13 protein-coding genes are annotated in these 11,778 nt (G+C 41.7%); 9 read left to right on the top strand and 4 right to left on the bottom strand.

Features of this window, described 5'->3' with window-relative positions; all coding sequences use genetic code 11:
• The first annotated feature begins 138 nt into the window (after nt 1-138).
• From CK503_RS07425 to fliR, 9 genes are read left to right on the top strand one after another with little or no spacing between them, the layout of a single operon-like run.
• Complete coding sequence (locus tag CK503_RS07425; RefSeq protein ID WP_095606159.1) at nt 139-1,023, top strand: motility protein A; 885 nt, start codon at nt 139-141, stop codon at nt 1,021-1,023.
• Nucleotides 981-1,721 (top strand): OmpA/MotB family protein, encoded by a 741-nt coding sequence (locus CK503_RS07420; RefSeq protein ID WP_095606158.1) that lies wholly within the window; start codon nt 981-983, stop codon nt 1,719-1,721. Before CK503_RS07425 ends, CK503_RS07420 begins: the two co-directional genes overlap by 43 nt.
• 13 nt (nt 1,722-1,734) lie before the next feature.
• Nucleotides 1,735-2,217 carry a flagellar basal body-associated FliL family protein gene (locus CK503_RS07415; protein WP_095606157.1) on the top strand — a complete coding sequence of 161 codons (483 nt, stop codon included), beginning with the start codon at nt 1,735-1,737 and terminating at the stop codon, nt 2,215-2,217.
• A gap of 30 nt (nt 2,218-2,247) precedes the next feature.
• The gene (locus CK503_RS07410) at nt 2,248-3,183 is read left to right on the top strand and encodes a flagellar motor switch protein FliM (protein WP_095606156.1); all 936 of its coding nucleotides are present in this window, start codon (nt 2,248-2,250) and stop codon (nt 3,181-3,183) included.
• A gap of 9 nt (nt 3,184-3,192) precedes the next feature.
• Complete coding sequence (gene fliN / locus CK503_RS07405) at nt 3,193-4,191, top strand: flagellar motor switch protein FliN (RefSeq protein WP_095606155.1); 999 nt, start codon at nt 3,193-3,195, stop codon at nt 4,189-4,191.
• Complete coding sequence (locus tag CK503_RS07400) at nt 4,175-4,735, top strand: flagellar biosynthetic protein FliO (protein WP_095606154.1); 561 nt, start codon at nt 4,175-4,177, stop codon at nt 4,733-4,735. The genes fliN and CK503_RS07400 overlap by 17 nt, the downstream gene beginning before the upstream one ends.
• Before the next feature lies 1 nt (nt 4,736).
• On the top strand, nt 4,737-5,531 hold the full coding sequence (gene fliP, locus CK503_RS07395; protein ID WP_095606153.1) for a flagellar type III secretion system pore protein FliP: 795 nt from the start codon (nt 4,737-4,739) through the stop codon (nt 5,529-5,531).
• A 15-nt stretch (nt 5,532-5,546) separates the two neighbouring features.
• The gene (locus CK503_RS07390) at nt 5,547-5,816 is read left to right on the top strand and encodes a flagellar biosynthetic protein FliQ (protein ID WP_095606152.1); all 270 of its coding nucleotides are present in this window, start codon (nt 5,547-5,549) and stop codon (nt 5,814-5,816) included.
• A 32-nt stretch (nt 5,817-5,848) separates the two neighbouring features.
• Nucleotides 5,849-6,625, top strand: coding sequence for a flagellar biosynthetic protein FliR (gene fliR / locus CK503_RS07385; RefSeq protein ID WP_095606151.1), 777 nt, complete (start codon nt 5,849-5,851; stop codon nt 6,623-6,625).
• A 493-nt stretch (nt 6,626-7,118) separates the two neighbouring features.
• Here the strand turns inward: fliR and CK503_RS07380 are convergent, their stop codons facing one another.
• Genes CK503_RS07380 through flhA form a run of 4 tightly spaced genes read right to left on the bottom strand, consistent with a single transcriptional unit; the run spans nt 7,119 to nt 11,773 of the window.
• Nucleotides 7,119-7,886, bottom strand: a complete 768-nt coding sequence (locus CK503_RS07380; RefSeq protein WP_095606150.1) for a sigma-70 family RNA polymerase sigma factor — start codon at nt 7,884-7,886, stop codon at nt 7,119-7,121.
• A complete protein-coding gene (locus CK503_RS07375; protein WP_095606149.1) occupies nt 7,883-8,119 on the bottom strand; it encodes a hypothetical protein in 237 nt (78 codons plus the stop codon). Before CK503_RS07375 ends, CK503_RS07380 begins: the two co-directional genes overlap by 4 nt.
• A gap of 58 nt (nt 8,120-8,177) precedes the next feature.
• A complete protein-coding gene (locus CK503_RS07370; RefSeq protein WP_095606148.1) occupies nt 8,178-9,677 on the bottom strand; it encodes a hypothetical protein in 1,500 nt (499 codons plus the stop codon).
• Nucleotides 9,674-11,773, bottom strand: coding sequence for a flagellar biosynthesis protein FlhA (gene flhA, locus CK503_RS07365; protein ID WP_095606147.1), 2,100 nt, complete (start codon nt 11,771-11,773; stop codon nt 9,674-9,676). Before flhA ends, CK503_RS07370 begins: the two co-directional genes overlap by 4 nt.
• Nucleotides 11,774-11,778: the final 5 nt, after the last annotated feature.

Raw genomic sequence — 11,778 nt, 5'->3', positions numbered from 1 at the left:
TGCCATTTATGTATTAAAAAGTAACGTTTTTGAGATAGCATATCGCTTCTCAAATATTTTGTAACAAACCATAGCGATAGTTCCCCCTTCCTCGATTTTCTTATTAAGAAATTAATTAATTAGACGATAAGCATACCTATGTTAGATAGATCAACCATCATAGGATTTGTATCAGGGTTCACATTAATTTTGCTGGCAATTGTTCTACAGGGAAACCTGATGATATTTGCGAGTATGTCATCATTCCTGATTGTAGCCGGCGGCGTTTTAGCTGCTACATTGGTAAACTATAGTTACGAAAACATTAAGTATAGTTTTAAGGTGATTAGCAAAATGATGGGGGCTAAATCGGTCGATTTACGGACCGACATGGAATTGATGCGCATGTTTGCCAAGAAGGTTCGAACCGACGGTATTCTTACACTTGATGACGAAATTGGCAGTATCGAAAATGATTTCTTGCAGAATGCGATTCAGTTGGCCGTTGACGGATACAATAAAGAGAGCTTGGGTAATATCCTTGATGACGAAATTCAAAGCCAAAAGCGCCAATTGTCAATATCGGTAAAGGTATTGGATTCAATGTCGGAATACGCTCCTGCATTTGGAATGATTGGAACATTAATCGGCATGATCCTGATGCTTCAAAATATTGATGATCCCAAGTCGCTCGGAGCCGGTTTGGCGGTTGCACTTATTACAACCCTTTATGGTACGATATTATCGAACATGATTTTAGGGCCGCTGGCCGGAAAATTGGAGTATTTGAGCAAATTAGATCTGAATAGAAAGGAAATGTTTCGTGTGGGAGTTCTTTCGATGGTAGAGGAAGAGAACCCGCGTATTATGGAAAATAAAATGCTCATATATCTTGAGCCTAAAAAACGAGCCGAGTATAAAAAATATCACGAAAAATTAGCATATGGCACAGACCGTGTAGATCGACTTTACCAAAAATGGCCAACATATCAGACTGAAGAATGGGAGAAATTGAACGAGAATCTGGAACTGGAAACTGGCTAACAACATACAGCGACATGGTTACGCTGTTGTTAGTCTTTTTTGTATTGCTGTATGTGATGACTCCTGGGATAGATGAGTCTACATTTAATGATATCATATCCCATTTTCAATCTTCTACCAGTGTTGTATTTGATAAGGAGGAAGCAAGCAAAAAGCAGGATGATGGCCAAATGAGAGAAGAATGGCAGGAGGTGCAAAAATTTCTGGAAGATCAGGGATACTCTGAGGAAGTGGATATTGAAAAAACAGATGAAGGGGTTAAGATAACTCTTAACGATTCTTTGACGTTTAATAGTGGATCTGCACAGCTATTAGCACGTTCAGAAACGGTATTAAAACGGATTGCTGAAGCTATTGGACCTAATGTCAGAGAGGTGAAAACACACGGACATACAGATAATGTACCTATATCAGAGAGTTCAATGTATCGTACAAATTGGCATTTGGGGGCGGCGCGAGCGGTGTCGGTGGTGCTGTTTTTAAATGAATCGGCGGATCTTTCTGCCGGTAAATTTGAGGCCAGCAGTTATGGTGAATATCAGCCGGTAGATACAAACGAAACCCCTGAAGGACGCCGCCGAAACAGGCGGGTTGAGATATACATCAACTATGAACAGGAAGAGCAGAGTATCAAAGTTGATATGACGGAACTGGATGTTGATTCATTGCGCAAGGTTGTGATGAAAAAGATGAACTGAAGAGGTAATTACTATGGCAAATAAGAAAAATTCAATAGAAGATAAGAAGAAATCGAAGCAGTCAATTTTTCGACGATATGGAAAATATTTCCTGATTTTGTTTTTGGTTTTGGGTCAGGTATTTGTTGCGTATTCAATTGTTACCCAAAATTATGACGCTATTTATGACTATACACAAAGCTTGGTACCTGTAGAACGCGGCAAAGCAGAGCTCAATGAAATCATTGTAAATCCGGCAGATACCAATGGCCAGCGTTATCTGTTGGTCCAATTATCCCTTGAGCTGGACAGTATAGACGATCAGCCGCTAATTGAAGAGCATCGATCTAAGATTCGAAATAACATCATAAAGTACCTGTCTGCTAAAACAGTAACTGAGCTGCAGGGTATTAAGGATAAGGAAGATCTGCGTGTAGAGTTGATACAAATAATTAATGATGCGATAGATTCTCGTTCGGTACGCAATTTGTACTACTCTAAATACGTAATGCAATGATGGAATTAATATCCGAACGAAACAATATTTATGGAATCGCCAGAGTCTGGGCAGCAGCTCGCAGATGTTAAATATGTAGAGACCTACGACTTTAAGCAGCCAAAGCTGTTTAGTAAGGAGATTATGCGTAATCTCCGTTCGCTGCACGATATTTTTGCTCGTAGTGTTAGTCGCATTTTTAGTAGCGCATTACGTGCAAAAGTGGATGTGAGTTTAGAGAAAATCGAACAGATTTCCTCGAGTAAATTCATCAATAAGATTAAAAGCCCGAGTGTAATTTACTTGTTGTCGGTTGATGATTCTTCGGGCAATATTATTATGGTGATGCCTCCAGGATTCTGTATTCATCTTGTAGAGCGACAGAGTGGTGGATATGGAGGAGACCTTTCGGAGCGTCGTACACTTACCATAATCGAAGAGAAGATCATTTCTCGTATTGTACGGAGTATTAATGATGAAATCATGAAGGCCTGGGAGCCTTACATGGAGTTCGAGATCAAGTCATCAACTTTCGAGAGCAAGCCCGAGAACATCCACCTGGCTTCGGTTGATCCCACCATTGTAGTAGGTATTTCGGTGAGTTTCGGAGATCGTAAAGTCAACTTTCACCTTTCTTATCCCTATAGTCTTTTAAAAGAGGCGATGAATAATTCGGTGTTAAAAAAAGGAAAAAAGACCGAAACCGTGGAGCTCTCCGAAAAGCAGTTGGAATCATACAAGTATACCCTTTCAAATGCCGGCGTTAGCATTAAGCCGCTATTGGGAGAAACCAAGCTCACCGTACAAAATATTCTTGATCTTAAAGAAGGAGATGTGATACCGCTTGAACAGCGTGCCGATCAACCGTTGAAGGTGAAGGTAAATAATGTTCACAAGATGTCGGCTTATCCGGGAGTTTTACGCGGACGCCGAGCCGTCAAAATTTACAATATGATAGAAGAGATTAACGAACAGGAAGTTATATAAATTTTAATTATGGATATCCTTAAAGAAAATTTAGAGCAATACGTACCAACAATAGAGGAGTTTTTGACCTCTATTTTGCTTGAAGAAACAGATATTGAAGTAGACGCTTTTGAAGAAGTAGAAAATGAAATTGCCTTAGAGCATCTCAATAATACCGATGTATATCTGTATGCCCGAGAGCAGAATATCAGTTCGGATGTAATCATTGTCCTTGACCAAGAATGGTTCGGCCTGCTGTCAAGTATTATGCTGGGTATTGAAGAGAAAGAAAAAAATGAGCAAACCATCGGCTTACTCGAAGAGTTTGCGGATGACCTTGCCGACGCAATTAAAGAAGAAGCTGCTTCAAACGATTTGGAATTTGAGTTCAGTGAAGTAAAGGTGCTGTCGAAAGTAGAGATGCAGGAAGAGCTGGCCCATGAAAAGTACATTTGGACCAAGCTGGATATTGAAGGCATTGCCGATGAGGTTGTTCGGGCAGAGTTTCTGTTGGGTGATCCGGAAACGGAAATAGAAAAGGAGGAGATCGAAGAGCCTGCTGAAGATGAGGAGGACGAATTTGAAGAAGAGACCCTAAGTGAACTGAGTTCGCTTGAGGAAGAAGATGATGAAGACTTTTCTTCCATTAATACAAGATCGGAGCCCAAAGAGCGTAAGAAAGAAAAGGTAATATCAGCGCGACATATCGAATTTGCAGAGTTTGCCGAAGAGAATGGTAACGGCAATGGAGAAGTTCACAGCATGGATCTTTTAAAGGATGTGGACCTTGATGTGTCTGTAGAGCTGGGACGTATTGAACTGCCGTTAGGCAAGGTGCTGGAGTTGGCTAAAGGTTCTGTAATTGAGCTCGAAAAACTGGCGGGTGAACCTGTCGACATTCTGGTAAATGGCAATCGCATTGCCCTTGGCGAAGTGGTGGTAATTGATGAGCACTTCGGTGTTCGTATATCAAGTTTAGTAACAACAAAGAAACGTTTAGCAAAGATTAAAAATGGACCTGAGGGATAAACTTTCTTCGCTGGATGTTGCGCCCAGTAAAATTCTGAAAATTGTTATTGGTCTGGCCGTCATACTTTTGTTGATGTGGTTGTTTACGTTATCACAGGTCGATTATAATCAAGGTCCCAATGCCGAAGAATATGTTAAGTCGGAAGCTAAAGCCGACACCACTGAGATTATTTCATCCGAAGGGCAAGAGAGTAAGGCAAAAGAGGTTCGATCGTACGAACAGTCATCGGGGATGTTTACAAATGGACTCGTTACTTTTTTAGTACTACTGGTTGTATTAATCATAGTTTGGTTTTGGGTTGACCGCAAACAATCAGGCCAAACCAAGCGCAGGGGCCGAGAATTGGATAGTCAGGTGCTTGGCGAAGGGGCTAAGCTCAAAGTCATCCAAATAAATGAAGAAGTATGGGTGGTTGGAGTTACATCCAGTTCGGTGAATTTGTTGCATCGATATCCACAGGACGAATGGAAGGAAGAGACTGATGAGCAGGATTCGGAAAATAAGGACTTATTTAGGAAACTCTTTAAGAGTGAGATGTCGTAATATGAAATTTTTTGGAACTATTTCGTGGAAAAAAATTGGAACTATTGCCGGCTTGCTGGTACTGCTCCTCCCTGTTACGGGGTGGGCAAGCTCGCTCTCGTATGCAGGATTTAATGTAACGGCATTTTTGCAGGCAACGCCTCCTATCGATTTGGGGATGGAGGGTGAAGATCTTTCAGTAGCCATACAGGCATTAATTCTGGTTACCATTTTATCGTTTGGGTCTGCTTTTATTACGATGATGACCAGCTTTACCCGTATTGTTGTGGTCTTTTTCTTTTTAAGGATGGGATTGGGTACCCAGCAATCGCCTCCTAATAAGGTATTAATAGGGCTGGCACTGTTTCTTACGATTTTTATTATGATGCCGACTTTTGAGCAGGTAAATGAAGACGCAGTACAACCTTATTTAAATGAAGAAATAACGCAGATGGAAGCACTGGGAGAGGCTTCGACGCCACTCAAAGAATTTATGGTTAAACAGACGCGCGAAAAGGAGCTACTCTTTTTTATGGATATGGTGGGGATAGAGTCGGTGAGCAGCGTAGAGGAGATCCCTTTTTATATCGTAGTACCTTCTTTCGTGATGAGTGAGCTGCGGATAGCATTCCAGATTGGCTTTATGATATATCTGCCGTTTGTAGTAATTGATTTGGTTGTGGCCGCAGTGCTGCTTTCCATGGGTATTATGTTTTTGCCCCCGGTATTGGTATCGCTGCCGTTTAAAATACTGGTGTTTGTACTTACCGATGGATGGTATTTACTCGTACAATCACTGGTGCAAAGTTTTAATTAATAAGAATAAAATATTATGAATACAGAAACGGCATTATTTTGGTTACAAGAGATGTTAACGGCAGTAGTAGCTTTATCTGCTCCACCTTTGATCGCTGCAGTAGTGGTTGGTTTGGCGGTTGCTATTTTTCAGGCAGCGACTTCTATTCAGGAGCTTACGCTTAGTTACGTGCCTAAAATGGCAGTAGTAGCAATTATCCTATTTCTTTCGTTTGGCTTTATGTTGCAATATGCTATTGGATTTACAGAACGAGTTATTGAGATAATTCCTGAGTTAGTCAATTAAATGCCATCTGGTAATAAGATAACGGTGGTATAATGACGCTGCTGTCCTCCAACTTTGTCTTAGCCCTTTTTCTGATATTTGTCCGAATCAGCAGCCTCATCATGACGGCGCCTTATTTTAATTCTGCTGCCTTTCCGCGTAGGGTTAAGCTTTTTTTTGCGCTGATACTTACCTTTATTCTTTCGTTTGTAATTCCGGAGGAAAGTGTTTTGGGCCCCCTTCAGCCTACGCTTCCTTTTGTTGTTACGGCGATCGTTTTGGAGTTGTTGGTGGGGGTTGCACTGGGATTAGTCGGACAGCTGATCTTTGCAGGTATCGAAATGGCGGGGCGGCTTATCAGTCTTAAGATTACCTTAAGTTTTGCCCAGATTATAGATGCAATGTCCCAGCAGAAAACTGATATCGTGGGCAACCTATTTACGATGCTTGCCGTCTTGGTATTCTTGTCGATGGATGGAGATAAGATTTTTATTAATGGATTGGTAAAAAGCTTTGAGGTTATTCCCCTTAACCAGGCAGAGCTAAAACAGGCAGGTCCGTTTATGCTTGAGGTGGCAAACTATCTCTTTGTGATTGCCATACAGATCGCTGCTCCATTTCTGGTAGTGCTTTTTATTTTAGACCTCTCTCTGGCTATTTTTGCCCGGATTATGCCCCAAGCAAATATTCTTTTTATCGCTATACCCATTAAGCTTTTGCTTGGCTTTACACTGCTTTCCTGGATGCTTCCCTACATGCCGGATGCCTTTGGTAAGATGTTCGATCGCTTATTCGAGTACTTAGTGAACCTGTTGGCTACGATGGCCTGATCATTAGCTTATTCATAATATGAAACTTATCTCGTGTCAATGCTTTAAATCATCATGAGATGAAAAAAATGATATCATTTATCTTGTTCTATAGCTTTGATGCGGTTTGACTTCACTGCGGAAACGGTATCCGAACTATGTTATTTTTGTTGTGATGCAGAGTTTTGTAATGAGATTACGAATAGTCACCTTGTTAGCAAGATGAGTTGTATACCGCAACAAAGTAACGGCATAGGAGTAAATGGATCTGAGTAGAAGTTAAGTTAGTAGAGGCTATTGCTTGGGCGATGGCATCGCTGTTACGTAAAGTTGTGAGAGGATCGCTGCCTAAAAAATGGTAGGACTAAATAGAACTTATTTCACCAATAAGAGAAGGGGACAAAGATTTATAAGCCAAGGGCGTTGTCTTTGAGGAAGACAACGGATGTATATAATATCCCGTGAAACAAGCGGGAAAGATAAACGGTAAAGATAACCTTTTAGGGAAAAGGGATTACTCTACCGTCACTTTTTCTTTTACCAAATCACCTTTGAGGCGAACAAGAATCTGGCCGATAAGCTGGGATATTCGAGCTTCGGATAGTTCAAGCAGTAAAGCAACTTCCTGCATAGTCATATCCTCGTAGTAGTAGAGTGTGAGGATGAGACGATCGCGTTCTCCGAGATCACCAATCTTTTCTTTGAGTATTTGAGCCCGCTCTTTATTAACAAGATCCTGATCGGGCATTTCTACATCGGCATTTTCGTGGATCTCGTAAAATGAGTTTGATTCGTCGTTGTTGAAGCTGCTGTCAAGCGACAGGGCGTTACGTGTCTGCACATTTGATAGCAACTGACGATAATCTTCGATATCCATATTGAGTTCACGAGCTACTTCTCCGTCGCTGGGTTTACGGCCAAGTTGTTGCGAAAGCTCCTGTATCACTTTCTTAACTGTACCGTAATCTTTTCGTTTCTGCCGGGGTAACTGATCAATCTTGCGTAGGTAATCGATGATATTGCCACGGATACGATAGTAAACAAAGGTGTTAAACTTAATATTTCGGCTGCAGTCGTAAGAATCCATCGCCTGGATGAGTCCGCTTATACCGGCACTTTCAATATCTTCATGTTGTGTTAACGGTTGGTCGGGTATGTTGATTTTGCCAATTATACTGCGGATAAGCGGCATAGATTTACTGATAATCGCATTCCGTAATCCATTTGATGGATTCTCGCAGTGTAGCTCGGCAAGCTCCTGTAGTGATTTATTGCTCATCATGATTCTCCACTCTTATTCTGTGATTTATTGCCTTCTGCTGCAGTTGACCCCTTAGATATAGCGTTGGTGTTTTCCTGTACTATATTCAGCAGGAACATCGAGATGTATACCAGCGAGAATAGAATCAGGAATACCAGTAGACCACGGTATAGGGCAAGGTTGATGCTTTCGCCCGATACCATAAGCAATAGAAACTGGATAAGAGATATAACCGCTATAATTCGTAATAACATGGTGCTTGGTTTTGTTAGTCCTTACAATTTTTGTTTTGTCTTCCTTACAATGCTTCTGTCAGGCTCGTAATAGCTTTCGAGCAAATTTTTCTGGTTTAAACGGGAGTAGATCACTCATGATTGATGGGCCACTACTGATATACCGCAACTTGTAATCGGTATTAGCTAAAAGCTGTACGGTTTTACCCCATTTAAGTGACTGATCAATGTGTGAAAGAGCAATATGATCGGCCTCAATGTCTTTTGCCAACGGATCGTTAAAAGCAGTACCGTTTACGGCTGTATTCACCAGATAGTGGGTTTCGATACCCATTTTATTATAAAATTCATTTTTTAATGAGGCAATATCTTCAATGAGCGATTGTCCTTCCATTTCAAGAGAGGGGGTATCGATTAATACATGATCATAGTTCTTCCACTTTGGTGCAACGGCCTTCACCTGTTCGGTACTTTCGATATGATAAAAATCAATTCCTTGATCGTTGCAAAATGGGGCAAGAATGCTGTATCTGTTTTTGGTACTTCCATTAGTCGGGGCAAACGATGCAATAGCAATTTGCTTATTAGCTGCAAAGAGTGGCAGCGACGCCAGCTTCATAATTAAATGAGTTTTACCCGAACCCGACCGACCAGCAAATAACATAATTCTTTTAGGATTTCCAGCTTTTGACTGTTGCAGTAACTCATCAATGTGTTGCAGCAATTTTGAATAAAAAAGCTGGGGCTGCTGGGCCGGTTGAATGCCTTGTTCGATGATATGTTCAAACCATCCGCGAATTAATTTTTGTGATACCCCCTTATGCAGCAGTTTGTGGAATAGGGGATGTTCGGAATAGGCAGTATCCGGGGTAGAAAGCGCCAGATGTATCAGTGATTCCAGCCGATCCAATCGTTTGTGAATGGCGTCATCATCAGAATTTTTGGCATCTGTTTGTTCTTCTTTGCTATGAGCAACCGGAGACACGCCGTTAGGAAGTTCTTCGACAAACTTGTCGTATAACAGATCACTTTCTGATGGAGGTTCCATATTGTTCAAGGTTACCGTCTCAAATTCTTGTTTGGGAGTTTCTTTTTGAGAATTCCTTCTCTTAACAGCAGATGTGCGGTTTCGGATATCTTTTCTGCTGTAGACATCATTTATTGACTGCTGCTCCGATGTTGAATTCTTTTTATTGGTTGTGATTGCTGGTTTAGCATCAGTAGTAGCATCTGCTTTGTTAAAGGATTCTCTTGTATTTTCTTTGGTTTGTTGTGCAGCATATTTGCGAATAGATTCCAGCTTCTTTTCCAATTTTTTGTTGGAGGAATCTTTGTTGTCTGGTTTCGCACCAGCAGATCGTTCAAATACTACGCCACGAGTCGCTTTTTGGGTAACGGGGCGTTTTTTGTTTTCGGATTTAGATTGCTTCTTTTTCCGTTTGTCGGAAGCATTGTTTCCATCATCCTCTTCCTTTCCGGGGACCACATCCTTTAGGTTCGAATAGTCATCCCCATAGATTTGCAGCGCACTTTCCTTGGCTGCTTTGAAGGTTTTATCTATAAATTTGCTAAGTATCATACTGTTGCAGCTTCATTTAATTCTGCTTGTTCAAGGTGCAATCGATCGAATGTTTGGAATTGCACATTTTGGCTAATATCGTTGTACGACAGCACATTTATATCAGGCAAAATTGGTGCCAAAAACTCGAATAGGGTGTGTCGAAGCACCGGCGAAGTTAGTAAAACAGGGTCGTAGCCCTGGTGGATCATATCCTCAAAAGTACTGGAGGCGTTTTTATAAAGTTGCTCAACCAGGCTTGGTTCAAGGCCAAGGGTATTGGCATTAAGTCCGCCCTGTTGTGCTTGTTGAATAAGTCGCGATTCCAAGTTGGAACCCATCATTACGACTACAATTTCATTGTCTTCGCCCACAAATCGTTTTGTGATAATTTCTGAAAGTGATGCCCGGCAATATTCCGTTAGAATATCAGTGTTTTGGGTTTGTGGGCAGTGATCTGCAAGTGTTTCGAGGATTGTAACTAAGTTGTTAATAGGGATGCGCTCACGCAGCAATCGTTTGAGTACTTTCTGTATTTCACCAATACGCATACCCTCGGGTACCAGCTCTTCAACGAGAGCAGGAGACTGTTCCTCGATATTATCAACCAGCCGTTTAACCATTTGACGGTCGATAAGTTTGTGTGCATTTTTCTTAAGCACCTCCATTAAGTGGGTTGTGATAACAGCACCGGCTTCGATTACCGAAAGACCAAATTTTTCCGCTTCAGACTTATTTTTTCCGCTTACCCAGATCGCATCCATTCCAAAAGTAGGATCTTTTGTTTCAATACCCTGGATGTTTGCATCAAAATCGGAAGGAACAAGAGCTAAGTGGTAATCAGGTAACAACTCACCATCACCTTGTTCAATACCGCGCATCTTAATGATATACCGATTAGCATCCAGTTGGACATTATCGCGAATGCGAACGGATGGAATAATGATACCCAGCTCCGAAGCTAATTGCTTCCGTAGCGAAGTAATTCGATCGAGAAGATCGCCCCCTTGCTGTTCTTCAACCATAGAGATAAGGCTATAGCCAATTTCGAGCTCGAGAGTATCCAGTAGTAAATAATCTTCTACGCTATCAGTTTCGCCCTCAGGCAGTTCTTGTTGTTGAGCTTCGGCTGTCTTTTCTTGTTCTTCATCTTCGTGTCGTTTATAGGCAAGAGTGATGAAGAGTCCGCCCATGAGCGCAAAGGGGATAAAAGGCATGCCTGGCATGATGCCTAAGAAAAGAACAAAAAAGGCGCCCAGCATAAGTGTTTTGGGATCTCCCAAAAGCTGGCTTACGAGTTCCTCACTTAAGTTTCCTTCCGAAGCGGCTCGCGAAACAATAAGGCCGGCCGCGGTAGAAATGAGCAGGGCGGGAATCTGTGACACCAAGCCATCGCCAATAGTTAATAGTGTATAAAGCTTGGCAGCTTCCCCTATTTCCATTCCATTTTGTACTGTTCCAATAACAAGGCCGCCAATGATATTGATACAAGTAATCAGCAATCCAGCAATAACGTCACCGCGTACAAATTTACTGGCACCATCCATGGCACCGTAGAAATCAGCTTCGCGGGCAATTTCCTCACGTCGATGTTTGGCCTCCTGATCGGTGATAAGCCCTGCACTCAGGTCAGCATCGATAGACATCTGTTTCCCGGGCATCGCGTCCAAAGTAAAGCGTGCACCTACTTCGGCAATACGAGTGGCCCCTTTTGTAATAACCACAAAGTTGATAATAATTAGTACAGCAAAGATAATAATACCGATCACATAATTGCCTTGTACAATAAAACCACCGAACGATTCAATGACAGATCCTGCATATCCTTCACTTAGGATAAGTCGGGTAGAAGCAATATTCAGCGAGAGTCGAAAGAGCGTTAAAATAAGCAGCATACCCGGAAACACCGCAAACTCAAGCGGTTTGAGCGTGTAAAAGGCCACCAACATTACAATGATGGACAGTGACACGTTAAGTGCCAGAAAGAAGTCCATCAGCATTGGTGGAAACGGGATAATCATTATCAACAAAATGACAATGATGCTCGACGAAATAAGAACATCGGTTTGCAGAAACCGGTTCTTGAGTTTGTTTGTTGAAATTTTCGTAAAAGGCATACTTA

Origin of the sequence: Fodinibius salipaludis, from assembly GCF_002287075.1 — a bacterium.
GTDB lineage: Bacteria > Bacteroidota > Rhodothermia > Balneolales > Balneolaceae > Fodinibius > Fodinibius salipaludis.
This window is presented reverse-complemented; position numbering and strand designations above follow the sequence as displayed.